Source organism: Nocardia sp. 852002-20019_SCH5090214 (genome assembly GCF_001665865.1).
Taxonomy (GTDB): Bacteria; Actinomycetota; Actinomycetes; order Mycobacteriales; family Mycobacteriaceae; genus Nocardia; species Nocardia nova.
The window spans coordinates 136,302-161,797 of record NZ_LZMK01000364.1 but is presented as its reverse complement, the minus strand read 5'-3'; the positions used below and the strand labels follow the sequence as shown (position 1 = coordinate 161,797).

Here is a 25,496-nt window from a genome sequence, read left to right as displayed (position 1 = left end):
GAATCGGATTCCGGGGGCGCCCTCTTGCGGTATATGGGAACTACATGCGGTCGGCCGCGGCCAATTCCTCCGCCAACAGCTCGGCGAATGTGTAAGTGCCGGTGGGCTGATCGTCCTGGCCGAGCAGATACAGCCGCTTGACCGAGATCAGAATGGCTTCCGCGATCACATCGCGCATCCGGGGATTGGTCAGCACCGAGGCGTCGTATTCATTTGTCAGGTAGCCGATATCGACCTGTACGGTCGGCATCTTCGTCAGACGCAGCAGGTCCCAGGTGCGGGCGTGGGTGCGGCAGTCCTGCAACGAGGTTCGTGCCACGATTTCGCGCTGGATGAATCCCGCCAGCACCTGGCCGATCATCGATACCGAACCGTGCGAATTCCCGAAGTGGAAACTGGCTACGCCGCCCGCGGACGAACTGAGATTCGCCGCACAGCGCAGCGAGATCATCAGATCCGCGTCGAAGGTGTTGGAGGTCTCGGCGCGTTCGGCGTCGGTCGGGTTGGCACCCCACGGGCGGGACAGGAACGTCTCCATGCCGGTGGCGGCCATCCGGCCCTCGAGGCGGCTCGCCAGATCCCAGAGGATCTCGGACTCGTACACGTCGCCGAATTCCGTCGGCACGGCCAAACCCTTGTCCTCGCCGCCCATTCCGGGGTCGATGACGATGCGCTTTCCGGTCAGCTGCGGGCCGGCCCGGTGGACGACCTCTTCCTCGGCGATGCGATGCGGATTGCCGCCGGTGACCCGCGCTCCGAGCAGTTCCAGCGAGCGCAGGGTGTCCGGACCGCAGATGCCGTCCGCGGACAGGCCGATCTCGCGCTGGAAGGCCGTGAGCGCATCGTGGGTATGCGGGCCGAAGTAGCCGTCGATGCGATGGACGTAGAAGCCCAGATCCTGCAGGCGCCGCTGCAGGGTGGCGACATCGTCGCCGTACAGCGGCGCCGAGAGCTGATAGATCAGGGTCCGGGCGCCGAGGCGGTAGGACGCCTCCTTCAGCGCGCGATAGGTCGCGGGCCCGACGACGCCGTCGACCAGCAGGCCTCGCTGCTGCTGGAAAGCGCGTACGGCCGAATCGAGTTCACGATCGAAGACGGCGTCGGAATCCTTCCAGTACTCCCCCTGCCCACCGGACCGGTCGGTCCCGTGCGGGTGTGGATGGAATCCGAGACTTGCCAGGTTGCTCCGGACCTCAGCGACGGCTGGACCAGTATCGCCGTGACGAAGTCGGTGCATGCGTGAGAGCCCTTTCCTTCCGCCAACCCGGGTACCCACTTATGCGATGGCACACACCCTCGCACGACCGGAGCGTCGGTCGATTGTCTCAGACCCGAGCCGTATTTCGGCAATTCTCCGGGTGCCGAAATAGTACACAGCCATCGGGTCCCGGAGTGCCCCCTGGTTCGAACCGCATCGGGGCCCCGGGCCGGACACGCTCGCGACGTGCGGTAACCCCGGGGCCTCGAACGGGACGACTCAGATGATGCCCTCGAGTTCGCGCAGCAGGGCGGCCTTACCCTTGGCACCCACGATGCGCTTGGCTTCCTTGCCACCGGAGAACAGGATCATCGTCGGCAATGCCATCACACCGTAGTCACGGGAGCTCGTGGGGTTGGCGTCGGCATCGACCTTCGCGACGGTCAGCTTGTCACCGTGCGCCGCGGCGATCTCCTCCAGCACCGGGGCGACCATCTTGCACGGACCGCACCAGGAGGCCCAGAAGTCGACGAGCACCGGCTTGTCGCTACCGAGCACATCCTGTTCGAAGGTGGCGTCGGTGACGGTCTTGGTGGCTGTTTCGGACATGCGGAACTCCTAGCGGTGTGCGATGACGCGATATTCGAAAGGCTTCGGGGGTCGATCAGCCGGCGGTCACTTCCACCGGGTTGCCGGCGTGATCGAGCGTGTTGCTGGTGATGTCGCCCTTCTCGGCGAGCCAGCGCTCGGCGTCGATCGCCGAACGGCAGCCGGTGCCGGCGGCCGTAATGGCCTGGCGGTAGGTGTGATCGACCAGATCGCCGGCCGCGAAGACGCCGTCCGCCGAGGTCGCGGTGCCGGGCTCGCGTACCTTCACGTAGCCCTCGGCATCGAGATCGACCTGGCCGCGGACCAATTCGCTGCGCGGGTCGTGGCCGATCGCCACGAACAGGCCGGTGGCCGCCAGCTCGGAGGTTTCGCCGGTCTTGGTGTCGCGCAGGGTGAGACTGGTCACGGCGGTGTCGCCGTGCACCTCGACCACCTCGGAGTTCAGCCGGAAGCGGATCTTCTCGTTCGCCTTCGCGCGCTCGAGCATGATGCGGGAGGCGCGGAATTCCTCGCGGCGATGCACGATGGTCACACTGGAGGCGAATTTGGTGAGGAAGGTCGCTTCCTCCATCGCGGAATCGCCACCGCCGACCACGACGATGTCCTGGCCCTTGAAGAAGAAGCCGTCACAGGTCGCGCAGGCGCTGACCCCGCGGCCCAGCAGCTCCTGCTCCCCCGGCACGCCGAGGTAGCGGGCCGCCGAGCCCATGGCCAGGATGATCGCGTAGGACTGATAGACCTCGCCGCCGACCGTGACCGACTTGATCGGGCCGGAGAGATCGATCGCCTCGACATCCTCGGTACGGATATCCGCGCCGAAGCGCTTGGCTTGCTCACGCATCTCTTCCATGAGATCGGGGCCCATGATGCCGTCGCGGAAGCCGGGGAAGTTCTCCACCTCGGTCGTCGTCATCAGCGCACCACCGAACTGGGTGCCCTCGAACAGCAAAGGTTCGAGCTCGGCCCGGGCAGCGTAGACCGCGGCGGTGTAGCCGGCGGGGCCGGAGCCGACAATGATCAGATCGCGTACAGGCGTGCTCATGATGCCCTTCCGAAGTGTGTTCAACAGGCGTGTCGGTCAACAACAGGGTAAACGTAGATGTTCCCGCCGCCGACCGGCTGTGGCCGAGGCCGCGCGCTGTCAGCCGATATCACGCATATCGAGGATCTGCGGATCCGCTGGGCTGCAACCGGTCCGCACGACCAGTGCAGTGATCTTTGGTGGACGCGGGCCGGTGAGCAGAATCAACACGGCCGATTCACCGCGATATGTGACATTCGTCGAGCCGAGCACCGTGCGGTCCGGGACGGCGGCCTTCACACACCCGGCCATCGCGCCGGGGCCCGACAGCGGGCCGGTGACGTCGTTGCGGCCCATGGCACTGAGTACGGCCGCGGAGGACAGCTCGTCGTCGAGGGCGACGATGGTGCCGTGTTCGGCGGGCAGTGCGTTCGGCCTCACCGTGCGATCGGTCGCCGCGTCGACCGCGACCAGGGTTCCGGCGATGACGGCCACCGCCGCCGCGGCCGCGGTGAACCAGCGCAATCGCTTCGTGCGGTGACCCTCCAGAGAAATCGGCTCGTCCGGTGACGCCGTGCCCGGGACGTCGGCGTCCGGCGGCAGCGGCTCCTCGGGAACCGGCTCCGGCGGTATCGCGTCGAGAGCCGGCATCGGACGGGTCGCGGGTGGCTCACCGTCCGAGCCTTCACGGTGGAGCTGATGGACGGTGGCGACCGGTTGCGGCTGCTCGCCGCGGGACAACTGGTCCAGCAGCGCGTCCAGCCGGGCCGCGACCTCGGTCGGTATCGGGTGCAGGATGCGATCGTCCAGGCTCAGCGCGCGTAATTCGGCGCTCACGCCGTCGAGCGAGTGCAGAAAACGGACGGCGTCGGGGTCCCGGCGAACTTGTGGCCACAACAGCTCGGCCTGCTCCGGAGGGACGTTGTCGGCGTGCAACTCGGCCAGCAGATCGGTGGAGAACGGAGGGCGCGGCACGGAACGGGCTGCCATCACACCTCCTGTGTCCGCTTCGTCGCCCCACACCCCGGAACGGCGTCGCCGCGCGGCGAATTCGCCCTTGTCGTCCATCGCCTCTCCGGGTCCGGCCTCATGATGTAGCGCCTGTCATCGCAGCGATGCGGAGGCAGGCACAACGAATATTTGTCCGTCTGTTAGTAAAGACGCTTCTCGGCTACGTCCGGTTCCCCGGATTTCGCAGGAATTCCAATTCCTGTTCCAGCCGTTTTCGGCCACGGGCGCAGCGACTTTTGATCGTCCCCTCGGCGACGCCCAGCAACTGCGCCGCTTCCGCTACGGTATACCCTTCCATGTCGATCGCAACCAGCGCTGCTCGCTGATCGGGCGGCAGCGTGAACAGGGCCGCGGCAACGACCATTTTCACCTCGCGCTGCGCGATGTCGTCGCGTTCCATTGCGGGTTCTGCCACCGATTCGTCCGACAGTGACGTCGCGGGACGGGATTTGTTGCGCCGCATACGATCCAGGCATGCGTTGACCACGATGCGATGCAGCCAGCTGCGTACCTCCGCATCCCCGCGGAAGGTGGCGGCATTGCGATGCGCGGACAGCAGCGCGTCCTGCAGCGAATCGGCGGCATCCTCCGGAGTTCGGCAGGTGCGCAGTGCCAATTGCCAGAGCCGGCTGTAATGGCGGCGGAACAGAATGCCGAAAGCGTCGCGGTCTCCGGCGACATGGGCGGAAAGCAATTCGAAATCGGTGGTTTCGTCCGGATCGATCGAGCGACGACGAACAGCAGACGACTCCGGTGTCCCCCCACTGGCGATCGCTTCGAACGACACACAAACCCCTTGGACAGCGCTCACGGCGGCGCGAAGTCCTACACCGGACCGGCCGCAAATTCCGCATCATCCAGGACCGAGACACCAGATCCCAGGAAGCTCCCCTGCTGAGAGCGCGCTGTGAATCATAACGTTTATTACGAATCGGTAGCAACCAGAGCGAGGTGATATCACGGGCCGGAACAACCGCCGGCCGCGACTGCAGGAATCAGGAAGCTGCCTCGAAGTGAATGTCGCCGATCGACGACTGGAACTGGCCGCCGTTGTTGGCCAGCTGGGTGATCCAGATCAGGATGTAGCGGGCCGGCTGGTCGGACTGCACCGGGATCGTGGTGGTGCCGTCGGCCAGGGTGGCCTGGCCGACGAGCTGGGTCTGATCCAGGGTGGGAACCGCGGTGGGCGAGGTACGCACCTCGACCACCGTGCCCGGCGATGCGGAATCGATGACGACCTTGCTCACCTTGCTGGGCCCGGGCAGCGTCGCGAGCACCCCGATCCCCTTCTTCAAGGCCGGGAACTGCTGGAAGTACTGATCGGTGTGCCAGGTGGTGGTCGGATTGCCGTCCAGCAGGGCCGACACGTTGCCGGGACTGTCCGGGGTCCCCTCCGGGGAGTACACCGAGACGCCCGTCGCCTGCAGCGGAAGTCCGGCGGCCGTGGTCGGCGCGGGTCCCGCCGACTGCGCGGCCGGCGTCGTCGGTGCGACGCTGGCCGTGGTCAGGCCCAGTTTGCGCTGTTCGTTGAGCGGTTCGTCGGCCGAACCCGGCGCGAAGATACTCAGCAGCCACCAGATGATCACGCCGACGACCAGCGCCGCGAGCACACCCAGAGCGACCAGGATCCACAGCATGCGCTGCGACCGCTCGCGCTCGGCGGCGAGCAGTTCCGGATCGGCGAGGCTTTCGTCCGGATTCGCGACCGCGCGCTGGCCCAGGCGCAGGACCGGGATGAAGTCGGTCTTCTGGTCGACGACCGAGGCTTGCTCGAGCACGTGTTGCACGGTCGCCGCCGTACGCACGCCCTTGTCGGCCTCGAGCGAGCGGACGGCCACCGCGGAGATCTCGAACGGCACTTCGGGGCGAATCTGGCGCGGTTCCACCGGAGAGCCGTCGCTTCCGAAATCGGCCAGCTTCAGCCCGCCGACGGTCGCCGCCGAACCGGTGACACCGCCGGTGCGGATCGGCCAGCGGGCGGTGATCAACGCGTAGAGCATCGCGCCGAGACCGCGCACATCCGATTGCGCGTCGGAATCGGCCAAGGTGCCCGGGAAGGCCAGCACCGCATCGCCGGACGCGCTGATGCGTACCCGGTCCGGATGGTCGATCGAGAGCGATCCGCCGCCGCGATGGGCCAGTTCGGCCGCCGCGGCCAGGGCGCGGATGGCCCGCGCCGCGCCGATCGGCGAGGGCTGGGTCTCGGCCATCTCCCGCAGCGAACGGCCGGGAGTCCACTCCGCGACCACGATGCCGCCGGAACTGCCGCGCACCACGTCGAGCACGCGGGCCAGGCCGGACGAGTTGATCCGGCCCAGGCGCAACGTGCGCGAGAGGATGGCCTGCGGGCCGTCGTGGCCGGGATTGTCGGCGGCCTTCTGATCGGCATCGACGAAGGTGAGCGCGACCTCACGGTCCAGTTTCACATCCAAGGCCTGCCAGAACCGCAGTCCGCGCGCGCCGCCGTGGTCGGCGAGCAGCCGATAGCGGCCACCCGCCACGGAGGCGCCCGGAATCAGTTTGGGACCGCGCGGCACCCGCCGGGCCGGCGGTTCCACCCGCATCGGGGGCATCTCCGGCGAACCGACCGGCAGCATGCCGGTGTCGTAGGCCGGATCCCGCGGCGGCACCGCCGCGGGCGGCACTGCTTCCGCGCCGTTGCCGCCCACCGCGTCCGCGGCGTTCGGCGCGTCGGGGGCATCCCCGTGCACACCGGCCTCGGCGTCGGGCGCCGCAGCGGCGTTCGACGCTTCCGTATGGTCGGATGCGGAGTCCCGAGTGCGGTCGGCCGGCGGAACACTCCCGGGTGGGACGTCGTCGGTGCGCACTGCGCCTGCCGCGTCGGCAGCCTCGGCGGAAGGCTGGCCCTCCGCCGCGTCGTCGCTCACCCTCGCTCCTCCTTCGCCCTGATATGTCGAAGTTTGTGGCGCCGGTGCAGCACCGGCATTTGCGTTTCTCTGCCGAACAGGGTACGGGAACTCGCCCTGAGCGGTGCGGTCAACCGCACCAGGACGGATTACCGGCAACACCATGGTCTGGGCGTCGGTATACGGGTCGTAGCGGTAGTAGTACGGAGCTGCGAGATCCGGGCGCGGCAGCACCATCGTGTCGTGCATATCGGCCGCGGTGTCGTCCAAGCCGAGGTCGGGCGCCGGCGGCGTGAAGCCCAGGCGGCGCGACACCGCGACCGTGAGCGCGACGATCTCCGGCACTCCGGCGAGGCGCATCAGGCCGAATGCGACGCCGAACATGACGATCGCGTCCAGGCCGACCCGCAGGACCGAGGCGAGGCCGCCGTCGAGCCGCGACAGGCCCAGCACCTGATCCATGATCAGCGTCACCGCCGCGCCGGCCACCGAGGCCAGCACGACACGGGTGACGGTGCGGCCGACGTTGGCCATGCGCAGGTCGCCGAGACTGCGGTGCAACAGCCAGCCGCCGATCACCGCGCCGGTCACGAAGCCCAGGCCGTTGGCCACGCCCAGGGCGATGACCACGTGATCGTCACTGAAGAACACCGGCGTGAGCAGCGACAACACGATCTTGACGCCGGTGATGCCGAGGATGATCCAGGTGGGCGTCCAGGCCTGTTCCCGCGCGTAGAACACCCGCAGATGAATCAGCACCAGCGCGTACGGAATCAGCGTGAACGCCGACCAGGAGACCGCCTCGCCCAGACGGCCCGCATCCGAACTACCGAAATGGCCGTATCCGTACAGCGCCTGGCCGATCTGCGGACCCGCGATGGTGAGGAAGGTGACCACCGGGACCAGCGAAATCATGGTCAGACGGGTGGCGACGCCGAGGTCGTCGACGACCGCCGGATTGTCGTCGGCGGCGGCATTGCGGCTCAGCCGCGGCATGATCGCGGTCAGCAGGGTCACGCCGAGCACGCCGTACGGCAGCTGAAGCAGCAGCCAGGCGTTCTGATAGATGGTCGGGCCCGCGACATCGGCGTGCGAGGAGACCCGGGTGGCGATGGTCCAGCCGATCTGGCTGATGAACACGTACAGGATGATGGCCGCGCCCATTCCGGCGAACTGCTTGAGCCGGGCGTCCACCCCCCACAGCGGGCGCAGATCGATCCCCAGCCGCCGGATGGCCGGCAGCAGGCTCACCATCTGAACGATGACACCGACGGTCACACCGACGCCGAGGACCAGCAGCTTCGGATCGCTCATCCGTACCGGATCGAGGCTGATCTCACCCGGCGTCACCGCGTACAGGGTCAGAATCGCCAGCACGACCACGTTGTTCAGCACCGGCGCCCAGGCGCCCGGTTTGAACACCTGATGTGTGTTCAGGATCGCCATGAGCAGGCCCGACATCCCGTAGAAGAGGATGGCCGGCAGCAGCAGGAAGGCGAGCGCCGTGGTCAGCGCGGTATTCACCTTGCCGTCGTGGGACAGGAAGATGTGGGTGGTCATCACCGGCGCCGCGGCGACGGCGAGGACGGTTCCGATGGCCAGCACCGTGAATGCCGCGGTGACCAAGCGGCGGACGAAGGCGGCGCCGCGGTCGGCGTCCTCTTTCTCCGCGCGGACCAGGGTCGGCACCACGATGGCGGTGAGCACCGCGCCGAGCAGTAGCTCGGAAATCATGGTCGGGATCGTGCTGGAGACCGTGAACGCACTGGCGATGGCCGGGCCGAGCACGGTGACGAGCAGCAGTTGCTTGACGAAGCCGGTGATACGGCTGACCAACGTGGCGACTGCGATGGACCCGGAATCGCGGACCAATCGCGAAGTCGACGACTCTTCCGGTTCCTGCTCGATCACGGCCTGCTGGGCGGTGCGAGGACCTGCCGAATCACCGCGCGCGCGTGTCGGCCGTGGCGTATCGGGGCGCGCCGCAGCCGGACGCTCCGCTGCCGGCCGACGACGCGGCTCGGCGGTCTCGGAGGGCGGGATCTGGCGCGGCATCGCCCGCTCCGCGCGGGGCGGGCGAGGGACTCGGTCGACCGGACCGCTCGGCGGGCCCGGCGGATAGGACCGTCGCGGATCCGCACGAGGCACGTCCCGGCGCGGGGTCTCCCGATTCTGAGACTCGCGGTACTGAGGTTCTCGGTACTCGGGGTCTCGGTACCGGGATTCCTGGTCGGAGGGATCGACCGGCGGGCGCGGGCCGCGCTGCGGTGGACGGGGCCGTCCCGGCGGCGGGGTGTCCTGCTGCGGGCGAGCACCGCGATGATCCGTCGGGGGGCGTTGCCGGAACGGCTCGCTCGGCGGGGCGGTGGGGGGTAGCGGCGGGCGCGGCGCATTCGGCGGCGTCTGGCGGATGGGCGCGCTCGGCGGGCTCTGCCGGCGCGGTGGATTCTGCGGGCCCGGATACCGGGACCCGTCGGGCGGGTTCGGCGGTCCCGGACGAGGCGCTGCTCCCGGCGGAACCTGGCGCGGGACGGCACCCGGTATCGGGCGCATGGGTGCGCTGGGCGGCGTTTGCCGGCGCGGCGGCGGTGTGGGCCGGGCCCCGTTCGGGCCGGGCATCCGGCCGGCCGGGGGTACCTGTGGAATCGGGCCGCTGAGCGGTCGCCGCGGATCGGCCGGATCGGGGCGGGCCTCGTTCGGCAAGCGATGCGGCGGCGCGCCGTTGGGCACGACACCGTTGGCGCCCGAGGGCGGCATCGAGGGATCGGGACTCAGCCGACGCGGTCCACGCTCCCACGGCGCGGCGGGTGCGCGTCGCGGAAACTGCTCGTCGTCGGCCTGATCGGGCACGACGGGGCCGTCGTACTCGGTCACCGGACCTCCGGTCTGCTCGGCATTCGGGCCGGCCTGTGAACCACCCGGTCGGCACAACGAGCCGCTGCGCGATTGTTGCTCACTGTGCCCGGCGATCTGCGGGACACCCGCACCCGGTCGGCACAGTAAGCCGCTGCGCGATTGTTGCTCACTGTGCCGCGTGACCTGCGGGACACCCGCACCCGGTCGGCACAGTAAGCCGCTGCGCGATTGTTGCTCACTGTGCCTCCTCTTCCTGCAGTACTCGTTTGCGGGCGCGCAGGTATCGGTTCAGCCTGCGTCGTTTTCCGGGGTCCAAACCCTTGTCGGCCGGATCCGGCTGTCCCCGGAAGCGGCGCCACAAGCGGCGACCGGCGAGCAGGAACAGCAGTGCACCGGCACATGCGGTAATTATCGCCAACGCTTGACCGTAAGCGTTCGAACGTACCGAAACCGAGGTGGCGTTGCCGAGAGGCACTCCGGCCGGTGTGGTAAGGGATATCGGAATCACCAGGTTACGGCTGTCGCTCACCTTGGTCGGGATCTGGAACGACCGAGTACCCTCCGCCGGAAGCTGCTGCTCACCGATATCGGTGATATTCGTCTCGGCGGGCGCCCCGATCTTGAACCGGATCCGGATCGCGACCGGCAGATCGTTGCGTGCGACCAGCAGCAACGGGCTCTGCTCCGAGGCCAGCGTGTAGACCCCGCCCGGCGGCAGCACACTCACCGAGGAGAACAAACCGTCCATGGTCCGGGTGGTCTGTTCGAGTCGTCGTTGCGCGACGGTATCGGCTTGCGAATCGGTGCCGGTGCGATCCGAGAGCGTCAGCACCCGGATCAGATCGTCGCGCAGCGGCGTGAGGAACGTCCGCGGCGTCGGCTCCTGCTGAGGGATCTCCACCAGGGCGCTCATCAGATCGTCGATCCGATGTTCCTGCTGCCCGACCGGCGCGACGAATTGGTCCGGCACCGCCTGCGCCACCGCATCACCGGAGTAGTCCAGGTCGTACGGGCGCGGATCGACCGGCTGGGCCAGCAGATCGGCGAACGAACGCGGTGTGGCCAAACCGCTGCGGAACATCAGCTCCAGATGCGAGAGCAACGCTCCGGCCTCGTCGCGGTCGGCGCCCCACTGTTGCGGCGGCATCAGCAGGGTCGCCCGGGGGCGGGTCTCGGTCGTATTCAGCACCGGCCAGGTCAGCGCGCCCAGTGCGTCCTGCAGTCGAGCGGTGCGGGAGTCGTTGGTGACCGCGTAACGCACCCGGTCGGGAGTGAACGCCGGAGTCGGCGGATTCGATCCGACCGCGGCCAGCGCGGTCGCCGACCACATGTCGAAGGTGGCGACCCTCAACCCGGAATCGGGCGCCGGCGGCGTGAGTTCGGGTTTGGCCGGCGCGGCGGCCGGCAGGCGAACCATCTCCGGCACCACCGGTGCGATATCCGCGGCGACGGAGGCGGTACTGCGCACCGTCGCCTCGCCGCGCCCGGAACCCGTTGCGGCGCTGACGGAACCGCCCTCGGCCACGGCATTTCCCGAGAGAACGGCGGTCGTGAAACCGCGCTCGGTCAGCATGGCCGCGGCATCGGCTCCGATGGCTCCGGAGGCGGGCAGGCTCACACCGCGCACGGATTTGACCGACAGCAGCGAATCGACGATATCCGCGGGTGCGGTGATCGCGCGGGCGACCAGATCGGCATCGTGGACGCCGGCCAACGCGGTCGGGTCGACCTGCGCGAACGGCAGCGCCACCGTGCACATCGTCGGCGCCAGCGCACGCAGCCGGTCGAGCCAGGTCCGAGCGGCCTGCGGTCCGGTTCCGTCGCGTGTCGGCCCGTCCGGATCCGACGGCGAGGCCAGCACCCGGTATCCCTCGGTCATCCTCGACACGGTGAGCAGCAGATCCGGGTCCACGGCCAGGCACAGCGATCCGGCCAGCCCGGCGCCCGAGCGGCCGGAATCGTGCGAGGGGTCGGGCCGCAGCGCCGACTCCAGCGCCGAGAGCAGCTGATCCAAGCGGCCACCCGCGGCGAGCTCGCCGGCCAGTTCGTCGTCGGTGAGCAGCGCCTTGCCGTCCACCGACCCGGGAATGCCCGCGACCATGCGGGGCCGATCGGCCAGGGGCCACAGCATGGTGGTGGCCACCGGCGGCTGCGGTGCGGCCGGAACCGGCTGTGCGCCCTCCGCGGCGGCATCGGCGCCGTTCGGCAGGGCGGGCAGGCCGAGCACCGGCAGCAGGAACCGCGCATCGTCGAGATGTGCCTGATTGCCGTAGGCCGGTTCGCCGTTCACATTCAGCAGCAGTGGATACACGCCCGGTTCGGTGATGCCGAGCGAGTCGGTGACCGGCGGATTGGCGGCCGCGTTGGACATGCCCTCGCGCACCCCGATCCGCAGGGTGAACTGTTTGCGCTGCCCGGGCCCCAGCTGGTCGGCGACGTCCTGGAACTGTGCGCTGACCGGAAAATTCGATTGATCCTGACGCAGCGTGGACCGCAATTCGCTGGGTTCGGCGATGGCCGCCCCGCGCTGCACCCGCACGCTGACGTCGTCCACCACGCGATCGCCGATGTTGGTCACCGTGCCGGTCAGCGCGAGGACGGAATCGCTGGTGGTGGTGATCGTGCTCGGCGACACCGAATCGAGCGTGAGCTTGAGGAATTTCGGCGCGGCGGTCGAACCTCCCGACCCGGAGGGCTGCGCATGGCTCGACCCGGCCGACGGCACGCTCAATACGGCGAGCGCCAGCGAGACGAGCAGCAGCACCCAGCGGTGCCCACTGCGACTCGCACGCGTCATTGTCTGCCGCTCTCCATCCGATCTATCAGCCGATTCGCGACCTCGGCCAGACGCCGCTCGTCGGCGTAGGCGAGCCGGGAATCGAGTTCGCTCAACGGCACCCAGGCCACCTTGGTGACCTCGACGTCGGCATCGGAGAGCTCACCCCCCAACGACCGCATCAAGTAATGGTGCACGGTCTTGTGTACCCGACGGCCTTCGGTGACGAACCAGTAGTCGATGCTTCCCAGTTCCGCGACCACCCGGCCGTTGATACCGGTTTCCTCGGCGACCTCCCGGACGGCGGTCTGCTCGGCCGTCTCCCCCTCCTCGATGTGGCCCTTCGGCAGCGACCACAGCAGCCGGCCGCGGCGGTCGGTGCGCCCGATGAGCGCGGCGCAGCGCTGTTCGGCGGGGCCGTCGAGTCCGTCGACGACCAATCCGCCCGCAGAGGTTTCCCGGACGGTGCGCATGCGAGGCTTCGCCGCATTACCGGCCGAACCGCGGCGCCGGGGCTGGCGGCGTCGACTGTTCGCGCGATCGGCCGGAGACACCGGGTCAGTCTAGCCGCGCCGGATCGATGCACTGAACGTGTTCGATGCCGAGTGTCATGCCGCGCCGCGGTGGTGTCGTCCGGCCGGTCCGGGCGGGTACCGGCGGGTGCGTACCAACTAAGCTGCGTTTCCGTGGTTTCGCCGAAGTCCGTTGACGCAGAAGTGGAGGACGGCACACAAGTGAAAGGAAGGGCCGTGTCCGACCCCGACCATGATCGCCGGACGCGATTGCTTGCCGCGGCGGCGATCACCCTGGGCCGGCTCTCGGATGTGCTGATTCCGCTGGGCGGCCTGTTCGCCGCGCGCGGGCACGAGCTGTACCTGGTCGGCGGTAGCGTGCGCGATGCGGTGCTGGGCCGGCTCGGCACCGATCTGGACTTCACCACCGACGCGCGGCCCGAGGTCGTGCAGGAGATCGTGCGTGGCTGGGCCGACAACCTGTGGGACACCGGCGGTTTGGCGTTCGGCACGGTGAGCGCGTCGAAATCGGGCTGGCAGCTGGAGATCACCACCTTCCGCAGCGACAGCTACGACCGCGTCTCCCGCAACCCGGAGGTGACCTTCGGCGACAACCTCGAGGGCGATCTGGTTCGCCGCGACTTCACGGTCAACGCCATGGCCGTGCGCATCGGCGGGGCCGGTGAACTGGAATTCGTCGATCCGCTCGACGGCATGGACGCACTGCTGGCCGGAGTGCTGGATACGCCTGCGGCGCCGGAGGATTCGTTCAACGACGATCCGCTGCGCATGCTGCGCGCCGCCCGCTTCGTCTCCCAGCTCGGCTTCGAGGTGGCGCCGCGGGTGCGAGTGGCGATCGCGCTGATGGCCGACGAGATCCGCCGCATCACCGCCGAGCGGGTCCGTACCGAACTGGACAAGCTGATCGCGGGTGAACATCCGACCGACGGCATCGACATCATGTGCGAGACCGGGCTGGCCGAACGCGTACTGCCCGAGGTTCCGGCGATGAAACTGGAGATCGACGAACACCATCAACACAAGGACGTCTACCAGCATTCGCTGACCGTGCTGCGCCAGGCCATCGACCAGGAGCAGGGCGATCCGGATCTGGTGCTGCGCTGGGCCGCGCTGCTGCACGACATCGGCAAACCGCCGACCAAGCGCAACGAGCCCGGCGGCGGCGTCAGCTTCCACCACCACGAGGTCGTCGGCGCGAAGATGGTGCGAAAGCGCATGCGCGCCTTGAAATATCCGAAGCAGTTCACCGAGGACGTGGCGCGGCTGGTATATCTGCACCTGCGGTTCCACGGCTACGGCAAGGGCCAGTGGACCGACTCGGCGGTGCGCCGCTACGTCACCGATGCCGACGATCTGCTGCCGCGGCTGCACAAATTGGTGCGCGCCGACTGCACCACCCGCAACAAGCGCCGCGCCGCACTGTTGCGCTCGACCTACGACGACCTGGAAGCCCGGATCGAGCGCCTGCAGCAGGAGGAGGATCTGCAGCGGGTGCGCCCGGATCTGGACGGCAACGCGATCATGGAACTGCTCGGCCTGGAGCCGGGGCCGCAGGTCGGCCGTGCCTGGCGCTATCTGAAGGAACTGCGGCTGGATCGCGGCCCGCTCACTCGCGACGAGGCCGAGGCCGCGCTGCTCGAATGGTGGAACGCCGGCGGACAATAGCGTCCGGAATCGGCGGACCGAAACGCCTCAGAACACGATCAGCGTCGTGCCGGCGACGATCGCCGCCCGCATCTGCCCGAGGTCGAACGAGCCGGTGATCTGCGACAGTTCGAGCCGGAAATGCACCCGGTCGCCCTGCCGGTCGGCCCGCACGATGCGTACGTCGTTGGGCAGGTCCGAGAGGGTGACCGGCGCCACCGTCACCCAGCGCCGCGGCACCCGGACGCCCGACCAGGCGGCCTGATGGACCGCGATCGTGACGAGGTTGTCACTGATCGCGGCGTCGACCAGCGCCTGGAATTTCCGGGTGCGATGACGCGCGCTGATCAGTCCGCTCGGATGCACCTCGAACCGCCAGTCCAGCCGCTTCTCGTTGAGCCACTCGACCAGGGCCACGGTCGTCACGGTGCCGGTGACGTCGAGTCCCGCGGTGCGCACCTTCGTCGGGACGCCCGGGATCAGCCGCACCCCGTGCGCGATCACCGTCATCTCCTCGATCGGATGCCCGTTCCAGCGCAGCTCGGTAAGTACCGTTTTGGTCTGGAAGTGGGCGCCGCGGCGGCGCACCTTGAGGGTTTGCAGAATCGCGGTCAGATCGTGTCCGAGCAGGGTCGCGGTGACCTCCCGGCCGCCGAAGCGACTCAGAATCCCCTCGCTGAGCAGCGTCATCAGCACATCCGGCATGAGTGCGGTGACCGTACCCGCACCGAGATCCGCCACCGGGTCGAGCCAGGCGGTGGTGAAAGCCGTCCACTGATCCAGCAACTCCGGGTCGAACAGCCGCCGGCCGAGGTCCACTGCCCGCGACGGCGACCAGGATTTGGGATCGAAATAGGTGGCCATGATTGATTCGAGAGTACTGGCCGCCGGTGAATACGCCAGGGGCTGTGGATGACATTTTCCGATCGGACGGCGGCGCGGACCTACGGATCGGCGGGTTCCGGGTCGTTCAGCGTCGCGTGCATCAGGTAGACGTTGTAGCTGTCCCAGGCCGACATCGTGAAGTAGAGGTCCTTACCCGTCGACCAGGGGTGGATGAATCCGCCGTAGGCCTTCGGGTAGTCGTTCGTATCGGCCAGCAGCGTGCCGTCGGTCCAGGTCCCCTGCGGTTCGGTCGCGGTGCGCAGCACGATCGCATGCCGAGCCGGGTCCAGGTAGACCATCTGCCACTGTTTGCTCGAGTCGTCGTAGCGCACCGACAGTTCGCCCGCGATGCCGGGTATGAGCGGCGTCGCGCGGTTCTCCTGCGCCGGCGCCCAGGTCCCGTCGACCCAGTACTGATACGCGGACTTGTTCAGTACCTCTTTCTTCGGCACCCGCGCCAGGCCGATCATGCCGATGCGGCCGTTGGGCGTGCCGAACATGTAGACGTAGTCGCCGTGCGGCACCATCGTCGTGACCTGGAAGCGATCGATGCCGAACATGTTGTCCCACTTGGCGTACTGATCCTTGACCCAGGTGCTGCCGCCGTCGTCGGAATAGGCCAGACCACCGTTGTTGGTCCACCACATCCCCGGAATCTTGCTCCAGTGATTGACCGACATGTAGCTCATGTACTGCCGGTCGCCGAGTGCGAATCCGGAGGTCGGGATCACGGTGGTCTCGAAGTTCTTGATCTTGCGACTGTTCAGCAGTTCGGCGGCGTGGCAGCGGCTGTCCTGCACCATGTCGTCGATGATCAGGCCCTTGGACAGGTCCTGTTCGGAGCTGAAGCCGAGCACGTTCGAACGCCAGTCCGGTCCGCCGACCTGGCCGTACTCCCAGCCCTTGCCGAAGGTGTCGCCGAACACCACCGCGACCTGGCCGGGCTTGGTCTCCCACATGATGCCGAGGTCGGTCCCGTCGACCTGCCAGCGCATATCGGTGCGGTTGACCGAGCCGTGGCCGGTCACCTGATTGACCAGCTTCACGTTCTCGACCGTGCGCGGTGCGGGTGCTTCGACGACCGCGCCCGGGTCGATCGACGGGTGCACCGGATGCGGCGGGGTTTCCGGTGCGGGCGGCTCGCCCCCGGGAATCGGGATCGGGATCGGTTCGGGTTCCGGATTGATGTTGATGTTCGGCAGATTGAACGGACCGGAATTCGACCCCGAGCCCGTGCCGGAGCCGGACCCGGAACCGGTGCCCGAGCCGTTGTTCGAGGCACCGTTCGAGCCGGATGCCGAACCGGAGTCCGGTGCGGGCTCGCCCGGCGCGGAAGGGTCCTCGGCCGGCGGTGGTTTCGGCGTATCGCGAATATCCGGGCACGGGTTGCGGCACGGGTCCGCGGGCAGAGGCTGCGGCACGATGCGGGTGTTGTCCGGTCGCGGGCCCGGCACCGGCACGGGCACGATCTCGGGCACCGGCACCGGAATGTCGATTCGCGGCGGAAGGATCGGCGGCGCGGGCGCATTCGGATCGGGCTGGCGGGCCAGCGGATCGAATCCCGTTTCGCCGCAGGCATTCTTCGGCGGTGGCGCCCACGGCGCGAGTTCGGCCGAGGCCGGGACGGGGGCGACCGTGCCGAACAACAGCAGTCCGGTGACCGCAGGCGTGAAAATTGCCGAGGCGCATCGCTTTCCGGTGCGGGTGGAGCCGCGCGCCGCCGCCGGTCGATCGGCAGCCGCTCTCCCCGTCGCGTTGTTCCCGAACACCGCACTCCTCGACTACCACTCGCACCGCTGGTGACATGCACTGTCAGTCACCGCATCAGCTGGGACCGAGCACAGCGGCTAACAATCTAACCGATCACTCGGGATGCGTCTGCGAACATCCGGAACCGCGTGGCGCAGACCGGCGACTGTTGACCGCGATCGCCGCGATACCCAGCGCATACAGTCCGGCGCCGGCCGCCACCACGCCGAGAGAACGGCCGTCGGCGGGAATGATCAGGGCCGTCACCGCGACGGCGACCACGAACGTGATGTTGAAAATCGTGTCCTGCAGGGCGAATACCTGTCCGCGCCGGGCGTCGTCGACATCGATCTGCAGGGTGGCGTCGCCGGTCAGTTTCACCATCTGCCCGGCCAAGCCGAGCAGGAACGCGCCCACCAGCAACAGTTGATGGGCACGGTGTTCGGCCGCACCGGTGGCGACGGTGATCGGCGGGACCAGTGTCGCCTGCACCAGCAGCGCCGCCGACAGACCGGCGACCACCGTGCGCGGGCGCCCGAGCCGCGGAATCAGCAGCGGCGTCAGTACCGCGGCGGCCAGCATGCCCGCGGCGACCGCGGTGATCGCGACCCCGAAGCCGACCAGTCCCGAACCGGCCGAGATCCCGGATTCGTTGGGACGACGCAAAACCAGCACCATGAGCAGGGTGTTCGCACCGAAGACGATGCGGTGGGTGCCGACGCCGATCATCGCGGTGGTGCAATCCCGTGATTCGGCGACCGCCCGGGCACCGGTGCGCAGACCGGTCAGCACGGCCCGCACGGATTCGGCGGCCGCACTGCGCCCGGGTGTCTCTATGCGATGTTCGGGTCCGAGTCGGCGTCGCGCGAAACCGATCGCCGCCACGGCCGAGATCACCGACCCGCAGGCACTGGCCGCCACCGCCACCGCGCTCGCGACATCGCCCGCTCCCATCGCGCCGATGATCGCCACCGCGACCGCGGCTCCCGCACCGGCGCATCCCGATGCCACCGTCGCCAGGACCGAATTCATCGGCACCAGCCAGCGCTGTTCCAGCACCCGGGGCAGCGACGCCGAGATACCGGCCAGGACGAAGCGGCTGATCCCGACCACCGCCAGCGCCAGCAGCAACAGCGGCGTATCCCGGATTCCGGCCCACAGTCCGACGGCGGTCACCACGATCAGCACCGCGCGCAGCGCATTGGCGACCAGCAGCACCATCCGGCGGTCCCAGCGGTCCAGCATCGCTCCGGCATACGGCCCGATCACCGAATACGGCAGCAGCAGCACCGCGAACCCGCCCGCGATCGCCAGCGGATCCGTGGCACGTTCGGGATTGAACAGAATCGCTCCCGACAGTGCGGCCTGAAACATTCCGTCGCCGAACTGTCCGGAGAACCGGATCAGCGCCAGCCGCGGCATTCCGGGCCGGCGGACGGCGGCGGCCACGGCGGCCCGCCGCGCAGCGTCGGGTCGCATTTCGGTTCACCTCCGGATCAATGTGCGGGGCCGGTGCACAGCCACGGTAGAATCTACCCGGCGGCCTCGACAGCAGCTCGAGAGGAGGACCCCCGTTGTCCACACTCACGACACCACACATCGATGTTCATCGCGCTGGCGATCGCATGAAAACCCGTGTGGCATGGCTGGATTCGAAGCATTCGTTCTCGTTCGGCGAGCATTACGATCCGGAGAACACCCATCACGGGCTGCTGCTGGTGAACAACGAGGACATCGTGTTGCCGGGTGAGGGATTCGAAACTCATCCGCATCGCGATATGGAAATTGTCACCTGGGTTCTGAACGGTTCTCTGGTGCATCAGGATTCGCTGGGACATGCCGGTGTCATCTATCCCGGATTGGCGCAGCGAATGAGTGCGGGAACCGGAATTCTGCATTCGGAAAAGAATGATTCGTGGCGACTGCCGCCCGAACAGGGCGGCACGTCTCCGCATTCCGAGCCGGTTCATTTCGTGCAGATGTGGGTAGTACCGGACGAGCCGGGAATTACTCCGGGATATCAACAACTGGAAATCGACGACGAACTGAACCGCGGCGGCCTGATCACGGTCGCCACGGGGATGCCGCGTTACCGCGATCGAACCGCGATCGCGATCAGCAGCAGCCATTCCGCCCTGCACGTCGGGCGCATGCCCGGCGCGGCGGGAACCGGTGCGGGGCAGGCGATCACCCTGCCCGAGGCGCCCTACCTGCATGTCTTCGTCGCCCGCGGCGAGGTGGAGATGGAGGGGGTCGGAATCCTCTACGAGGGCGACGCGGTGCGGATGACGCGCAGTGGCGGGCAGCGCATCGTCGCCGAAGTTCCGGCGGAAGTCCTGGTGTGGGAAATGCACGCACGTCTCGGCGGCCAATAGAGTCGGCAGACGCGGCCGTCGAGGGCCCGTGCGTCCGAGGAGAGGACAGCGATGACCGAGAATCCACCGCCCGGGAACTATCCCCCGCCGGAACCGTATCCGCAGTCGGGCGGCGAACAGCCCGGACGCTCGGGCGAGTACCCCGGTCGTTCCGGCGAGTATGCCGGCCACTCCGGCGAATATCCCCAGCAACCGGGGCAGTACCCACAACAACCCGGCCAGTACGGCCAGCAGCCGGGGCAGTACGGCCAGCAGCCTGGACAGTATCCGGGCGGATATCCCCCGCCGCCGGCCGGCGGCTACCCCGGCCCGCCGGGACAGGGCACGTGGGAGCAGCCCAAGGGCAAGGGGCTGGCCATCACGGCGCTGGTCCTCGGCATCATCGCCCTGCTGACCTGCTGGACAGTGGTGGGCGGAATCCTGTTCGGCCTGGTCGCCCTGATCTTCGGCATCATCGCGACGGTCAAGGCTCGGCGCGGCACCGCGGCCGGGGGTGGTATGGCGATGGCCGGCCTGGTGCTGGGCCTGCTCGGGCTCATCGCCGGAATCGTGATCGCCGCGATCGGGGTCAACTTCTTCGTCAACAACGGCGGCAAGGATTTCCTCGACTGCGTGAACAAGGCCAACGGCGATCAGTCGAAGATCGATCAGTGCCAACGTGATTGGAATCAGACGCTGGAGAACAAGTACAGCGTGACGCTGAGCCCGCGGCCGACCTCCTGATAGGCCGGGTCAGTACGGGTCCGGCCGGCACTGGCGGGTTGCGGTGAGCACCTCGGCCAGTTCCGGCCGGTAGTCGCTGTGCGGCGAATCGATCCACCCCCGGTATCCGGTGCGTTCGTCGGCGGGTGAGGGCAGCACGATGGTGGTGCCCGGGGCTACCAGTGCGGCGCAGCGATGGAACATATCGGAAGCGATCGCGGCGTCGGTGGCCGATTCGTCGACATGTCCGGTGAGAAACGTCCAGCGTGCCGATCGCGGATGTCCGATGATCGGCCCGCGATGTCCACGCACGGTGAGGTATTCGCGAATGGGGGCTCCGAGGGCGGCCGGCACGGTGATCGCGCCGACCGGGCCTATTTCCAACAGGATGCGACCTCGTACCGGTTCGACGATCCCGTAGAGCCCGTTCTCTTTGCGGTAGCGACGACAGCGGACCAGCGCTTCCTGGGTGACAGCGCGCGGCGCGGTGGTGATGGTGGTGATATTCGGTTCGATCGCGCCGGCCATCGGGTCGCGCGTGCTCATGGCGAACCTCGTCTCGTCGTCGAGTGCAGTGCCACCGATACGCAGACCGTATCGCCGTACAGTTGAAATGACAATAGTCACGGGCGTGTCGCGGCGGCCGGCGTAGCATCTGCCCGCATGGCCCCTCCCTCGCCAGTGGTCGCTCGGTGGGAATTGGTCCTTCGCCTGCGCGAACTTCGCGAACAACGTGGCTTCGATTCCGCCGGCTTCGCCCGCGCGGTCGGCTTCACCCCGGCCAATTGGTCGCATGTCGAGAAGGGCCGCCGGGTGCTGACCGCCAACACCATCGGCCCGGTGCTGGATCTGCTCGCGGTCGGCGAACAGGAACGCGCGGAACTGCTCGCACTGCTGTCCGCCGGGCGAGAGCGCGGCTGGTGGACGCGATCGGGGCTGATCGGGCCGGAACTACAGCGCTACTACGGGATGGAATACGGCGCGGACCGTATCCGCAGTTACGACAGCCTCGTGATTCCGGGCCTGCTGCAGACCGAGGCGTATGCGCGGGCGCTGATCGCCGCGGATGTGATGATCCGCCCGGCGCAGATCGAACAGCTGGTCGCGATGCGGATGCGGCGCCGCAAGCGGTTGCACGGACACGACCCGGTCGCGCTCACCGCGGTGGTCGGCGAGGCGACGCTGTTGCAGCAGGTCGGCGGGCAGGCCGTGCTGTGCGCGCAGCTGGAGTATCTGGCCGGGCTGTTGCGCACCAGGCCGAACGTGGACATCCGGGTCATCCCGTTCGCGGCTCCCGACGGCGCGATCCTCGGCGGGGCGAGTTTTCATCTGCTGGACTTCGCCTCCGAGCACCTGCCTACCTTCGGCTGGGCCGAGAGCGCCGTCTTCGGCGGACCGGTCGACCATCCCGACCAGGTGCACGATCTGGCGTTCGCATTCGTGCGAGCGCTCGATCAATCCCTCACTCGCACAGAGTCATTGGCGCTGATCGAGAAATACGCAGCTGTGTAAACTCCTGCCCATGCCCACCCCCGCGAGGTACCGGCCGGAGATCACGTCCTGGTTCACCTCCACGCGCACCAACAACGGCAATCAGTGTGTCGAGGTGCGGTTCGACGGTGACGCGGTGCTGATCCGCGACAGCAAATACCGCCGCGACCCCGCGAACAGCCCCGAACTCGAGCCGGTGATCACCGTCGGCGCGCCCGCCTGGATGGCATTCCTCCGCACGGTCGTGCACGGTGGCAGCGAGGGTGACCTGCACGTTCGCCCGGCCGCGGACGGCGCCGCGGTACTGGTCCACGGCACCACCGAGCTGTCCTTCACCCCCGGCGAGTGGCAGGCGTTCCTGGCCGGCGCGCGTGACGGGGAATTCGACCGCATCCCGGTGGCGACCGCCGCGCAGGGGTGAATGCGGCGGCGGCGCGCCGCCGCCGTCGGCATACTGGAGGTCGTGACTTTCGACGTGACGACTCCCTCGGGCATCGATCTGACCTATCGCGACGACGCTGTGCGGGTGCAGGACGACCTGTTCGCGCACGTCAACGGCAAATGGCTGGACACGTACGACATTCCCGCCGATCGCGCGGTCGACGGAGCGTTCCGTACCCTCTACGACCAGGCCGAACTGGATGTCAAGAAGATCATCCAGGATCTGGCGGCCGGAACCGCAGCCTCGGTGCCGGACGAGGAAGAGGCGCGCAAGATCGCCGATCTCTACAACAGCTTCATGGACGAGGAGGCGGTGGAGGCCGCCGCGCTCACCCCGATCGCCGCGGAATTGGCGGCGGTGCGCGAGGTGAGCGATCGCGCCGAATTCGCCGCGCTGCTGGGCCGGCTGCAACGCACCGGTGTGGGCGGGGCGGTCGGCGCCTACGTCGATACCGACGACAAGAATTCGCAGCGCTATCTGATCAACCTGACCCAGTCCGGACTCGGGCTGCCGGACGAATCGTATTACCGCAACGACGATTACGCCGAGATCCGCACCAAATACGTCGAGCACATCCGGCGCATGTTCCAGCTGGCCGCGATCGACTACGACCCGCAGCGCGTCTTCGAACTGGAACGCAAACTGGCCGCCGGACATTGGGACGTGGTGCGCCGCCGCGACGCCGAATTGAGTTACAACCTCACCACTTTCGCCGACCTCGCCGCCGCGAATCCCGAATTCGACTGGGCCGCGTGGACCGAGGCGCTGGCCGAGGGCGTCTCGGCCTCGGGACCCGAGTTGTTCGCCGAAGTGATTGTGCGCCAGCCCGATTACGCGCGCACCTTCGCGCAGGTCTGGGCCGCGGAGCCGCTCGAGGACTGGCAGGCGTGGGCGAGCTGGCGGGTGCTGCGGGCGCGAGCGCCGTACCTGACCGCCGCCGTGGTCGAGGAGAGCTTCGACTTCTACGGTCGCACCCTCACCGGCGCCCAGGAGAATCGCGAGCGCTGGAAGCGCGGCGTATCGCTGGTGCAGGATCTGCTCGGCGAAGCGGTGGCGAAAATTTATGTCGCCGAACATTTCCCGCCCGAGGCCAAACAGCGCATGCAGGAGCTGGTGGCGAATCTGATCGAGGCCTACCGCCGCAACATCAGCGAACTGGAGTGGATGAGCCCGCAGACCCGCGAGGCCGCATTGGCCAAGCTGGAGCGCTTCACCCCCAAGATCGGTTACCCCGACACCTGGCGCGACTATTCCGCGGTCCGTGTCGATCCCGCCGATCCGGTGGAGAACTACCGCAGCGGTTACGCCGCCGACCACGACCGCGATCTGAACAAGCTCGGCGGTCCGGTCGATCGTGGCGAATGGTTCATGACGCCGCAGACGGTGAACGCCTACTACAACCCGGGCATGAACGAGATCGTGTTCCCCGCGGCGATTCTGCAACCGCCGTTCTTCGACATGAACGCCGACGACGCCGCCAACTACGGCGGCATCGGTGCCGTGATCGGGCACGAGATCGGGCACGGCTTCGACGATCAGGGCAGTAAATACGACGGCGACGGCAATATGGTCGATTGGTGGACCGAAACCGATCGCTCCGAGTTCGGTAAGCGCACGAAGGCGTTGATCGATCAGTACAACCAGTTCGAACCGAAGGCGCTGCCCGGTCACACCGTCAACGGCGAATTCACCATCGGTGAGAACATCGGCGACCTCGGCGGGCTCTCGATCGCGTTGGAGGCCTACAAGATCGCCCTCGGCGGTGCCGAGCCGCCGGTGATCGACGGCCTGACGGGCCTGCAGCGAGTGTTCTTCGGCTGGGCGCAAGTGTGGCGGACCAAGGCGCGCGACGAGGAGGCGATTCGCCGGCTGGCCGTCGACCCGCATTCTCCGCCGGAGTTCCGGTGCAACGGTGTGGTCCGCAATCTGGACGGTTTCCACGAGGCGTTCGGTGTCGAACCGGGTGACACGTTGTATCTGGAACCCACCGAGCGCGTGCGGATCTGGTAGCTAGCGCGGCAGCTTCGGTTCGATCTGCCGGTCGTAGATGGTCTGCAGGCGATCGGTGATATCGGCGAAGGCCGACTTCACATCCCGGTTCTGCAGTCCGATCTGTTCCAGCCCGGTGCCGATGATCTGATCGGCGCCGGGCAGGAACACCCGGGCATAGTCCTGTGAGCGGGTCAGCGGCAGCTGATCGACGGCGGTCGCGAAATTGCGGTTGGCGGCGAGGAATTGCTGTTCCGACGGATCGCGGACCGCCGACTTGCGCACCGGGATGTAGCCGGTGGCCTGCGAAAAGTAGGCGGTGTTCACCGGATTCGTGATGAACTCGACGAAGCGCACGGCATTGGCCTTGCGCTGGTCGGAGATGCGCGACGGAATCGCCAGCCCCGCACCGCCGGTGGTGCATCCCGGCCCGTTCGGATGCGGCAGGAACGCGGTGGCGAAGTCGAGCTTGCCCGCCGCATTGGCGACGATGCCCTTGATGTCGCCGGTGGAGGTGATGGCCGACCCCACCACTCCGGTGCCGAAATCCACGGCCAGCTGGGGGCGGATGGCGGCGTAGCGTTTGCGATTGATCATGTCGCGCAGGAAGTTTCCCGCCTCGGCCGTGCGAGGATCGGAGAACTTCAGTGTCCACCGATCCGAGTAGGCGCCACCGAAGGTCCAGTTCGGTCCCTGAAACGTCCAGGCCAGGTAGTTCTTGGCATCACCCCAGCCGTGCGCCCACCTCCCCGCGCCGATGGCGCGTTGCAGTTCGGGGCCCCATTCGTCGAATTCCTGCCAGCTCTGCGGGCCACGGTCGGGCAGTCCGGCTCGGGCCCACAGGCCGCGGTTGTAGCAGAAGATCTGCGTCGAACGCGCATACGGCAGCGCCCAGAGTTTGTCGTCGAACCGGTAGTCGTCCACGAAGCTGTCGACGTAGTCCGCCAGCGGTACCGCCGCGGCGGCGATGTGTTCGTCGAGCGGTTCGATGGCCTTGTTCAGTGCGTAGTTGAACCACCAGACGTCCGAGAGCACCACGACATCCGGCAGCGCGCCGCCGGTCAGCGCGGCATTGAACTTCTGCGCGACCTCTTCGTAGTTGCGCCCGGCGTCCACCAGCTTCACCGTCAGCTCGGGGTGCTGTGCGTGGAACCGGTTGATCAACTCGGTTTCCTGATTCTTCGAGGTGCCCGGATGGTTCGACCAGAAGATGATCGTGTTCGGGTCGCCGCCGGCTCCGGTGCTGCCGCCCATCCCCGCACACGCCGACAGGGCCGAACCGGTGGCCGCCGAGGCGGCGATGAGAAATCCGCGGCGGGTCAGTGTGCGCGGTCGGGTCACGGCACTC

19 protein-coding genes are annotated in these 25,496 nt (G+C 67.8%); 6 read left to right on the top strand and 13 right to left on the bottom strand.

Features of this window, described 5'->3' with window-relative positions; translation table 11 throughout:
* Window positions 1-40: 40 nt before the first annotated feature.
* The 8 genes from A5780_RS28380 to A5780_RS28345 form a co-directional block, all read right to left on the bottom strand.
* Entirely contained in the window at window positions 41-1,237 is a 1,197-nt protein-coding gene (locus tag A5780_RS28380; RefSeq protein ID WP_030514054.1) for an N-acetylmuramoyl-L-alanine amidase, read from the bottom strand.
* A 240-nt stretch (window positions 1,238-1,477) separates the two neighbouring features.
* Complete coding sequence (trxA, locus tag A5780_RS28375; protein WP_030514055.1) at window positions 1,478-1,807, bottom strand: thioredoxin; 330 nt, start codon at window positions 1,805-1,807, stop codon at window positions 1,478-1,480.
* Between the two features lie 55 nt (window positions 1,808-1,862).
* Complete coding sequence (trxB, locus tag A5780_RS28370) at window positions 1,863-2,849, bottom strand: thioredoxin-disulfide reductase (protein ID WP_063017396.1); 987 nt, start codon at window positions 2,847-2,849, stop codon at window positions 1,863-1,865.
* A 99-nt stretch (window positions 2,850-2,948) separates the two neighbouring features.
* Window positions 2,949-3,818: a hypothetical protein gene (locus A5780_RS28365; RefSeq protein WP_156769698.1), complete on the bottom strand. Its 870-nt coding sequence runs from the start codon at window positions 3,816-3,818 to the stop codon at window positions 2,949-2,951.
* A gap of 181 nt (window positions 3,819-3,999) precedes the next feature.
* Complete coding sequence (sigM, locus tag A5780_RS28360; protein ID WP_030514058.1) at window positions 4,000-4,563, bottom strand: RNA polymerase sigma factor SigM; 564 nt, start codon at window positions 4,561-4,563, stop codon at window positions 4,000-4,002.
* A gap of 271 nt (window positions 4,564-4,834) precedes the next feature.
* On the bottom strand, window positions 4,835-8,761 hold the full coding sequence (gene murJ, locus A5780_RS28355) for a murein biosynthesis integral membrane protein MurJ (RefSeq protein WP_064910278.1): 3,927 nt from the start codon (window positions 8,759-8,761) through the stop codon (window positions 4,835-4,837).
* Between the two features lie 1,036 nt (window positions 8,762-9,797).
* Entirely contained in the window at window positions 9,798-12,359 is a 2,562-nt protein-coding gene (locus A5780_RS28350; RefSeq protein WP_064910276.1) for a DUF6049 family protein, read from the bottom strand.
* Window positions 12,356-12,892, bottom strand: a complete 537-nt coding sequence (locus A5780_RS28345; protein ID WP_064923396.1) for an NUDIX hydrolase — start codon at window positions 12,890-12,892, stop codon at window positions 12,356-12,358. Before A5780_RS28345 ends, A5780_RS28350 begins: the two co-directional genes overlap by 4 nt.
* A gap of 195 nt (window positions 12,893-13,087) precedes the next feature.
* Here A5780_RS28345 and A5780_RS28340 point away from each other — a divergent pair, with 195 nt between their 5' ends.
* A complete protein-coding gene (locus A5780_RS28340; RefSeq protein ID WP_063017413.1) occupies window positions 13,088-14,536 on the top strand; it encodes a CCA tRNA nucleotidyltransferase in 1,449 nt (482 codons plus the stop codon).
* Window positions 14,537-14,563: 27 nt separating this feature from the next.
* Here the strand turns inward: A5780_RS28340 and A5780_RS28335 are convergent, their stop codons facing one another.
* From A5780_RS28335 to A5780_RS28325, 3 genes are all read right to left on the bottom strand, one after another.
* Window positions 14,564-15,379: a hypothetical protein gene (locus tag A5780_RS28335; protein ID WP_063017389.1), complete on the bottom strand. Its 816-nt coding sequence runs from the start codon at window positions 15,377-15,379 to the stop codon at window positions 14,564-14,566.
* An 80-nt stretch (window positions 15,380-15,459) separates the two neighbouring features.
* On the bottom strand, window positions 15,460-17,076 hold the full coding sequence (locus A5780_RS28330; protein ID WP_064910305.1) for a DUF4185 domain-containing protein: 1,617 nt from the start codon (window positions 17,074-17,076) through the stop codon (window positions 15,460-15,462).
* Window positions 17,077-17,263: 187 nt separating this feature from the next.
* Window positions 17,264-18,628 (bottom strand): hypothetical protein, encoded by a 1,365-nt coding sequence (locus tag A5780_RS28325; RefSeq protein WP_063017387.1) that lies wholly within the window; start codon window positions 18,626-18,628, stop codon window positions 17,264-17,266.
* Between the two features lie 95 nt (window positions 18,629-18,723).
* Between A5780_RS28325 and A5780_RS28320 the strand changes: the two genes are divergently transcribed.
* Both A5780_RS28320 and A5780_RS28315 read left to right on the top strand, forming a co-directional pair.
* Window positions 18,724-19,524, top strand: a complete 801-nt coding sequence (locus tag A5780_RS28320) for a pirin-like bicupin family protein (protein WP_156769697.1) — start codon at window positions 18,724-18,726, stop codon at window positions 19,522-19,524.
* A 51-nt stretch (window positions 19,525-19,575) separates the two neighbouring features.
* Complete coding sequence (locus A5780_RS28315) at window positions 19,576-20,247, top strand: DUF4190 domain-containing protein (RefSeq protein WP_082976774.1); 672 nt, start codon at window positions 19,576-19,578, stop codon at window positions 20,245-20,247.
* Window positions 20,248-20,256: 9 nt separating this feature from the next.
* Here the strand turns inward: A5780_RS28315 and A5780_RS28310 are convergent, their stop codons facing one another.
* A complete protein-coding gene (locus tag A5780_RS28310; protein WP_231983126.1) occupies window positions 20,257-20,772 on the bottom strand; it encodes a hypothetical protein in 516 nt (171 codons plus the stop codon).
* A gap of 117 nt (window positions 20,773-20,889) precedes the next feature.
* On the opposite strand from A5780_RS28310, the gene A5780_RS28305 reads away from it, so the two are divergent.
* From A5780_RS28305 to A5780_RS28295, 3 genes are read left to right on the top strand one after another with little or no spacing between them, the layout of a single operon-like run.
* A complete protein-coding gene (locus A5780_RS28305; protein WP_063017384.1) occupies window positions 20,890-21,738 on the top strand; it encodes a helix-turn-helix transcriptional regulator in 849 nt (282 codons plus the stop codon).
* 10 nt (window positions 21,739-21,748) lie between these two features.
* Window positions 21,749-22,138, top strand: coding sequence for a DUF397 domain-containing protein (locus A5780_RS28300; protein WP_064910272.1), 390 nt, complete (start codon window positions 21,749-21,751; stop codon window positions 22,136-22,138).
* On the top strand, window positions 22,139-24,169 hold the full coding sequence (locus A5780_RS28295; RefSeq protein ID WP_082940713.1) for a M13-type metalloendopeptidase: 2,031 nt from the start codon (window positions 22,139-22,141) through the stop codon (window positions 24,167-24,169). It begins immediately after the preceding gene.
* Here A5780_RS28295 and A5780_RS28290 read toward each other — a convergent pair whose 3' ends face one another.
* Window positions 24,170-25,489 carry an ABC transporter substrate-binding protein gene (locus A5780_RS28290; protein ID WP_231983125.1) on the bottom strand — a complete coding sequence of 440 codons (1,320 nt, stop codon included), beginning with the start codon at window positions 25,487-25,489 and terminating at the stop codon, window positions 24,170-24,172. It abuts the gene before it with no gap.
* Window positions 25,490-25,496 lie beyond the last annotated feature (7 nt).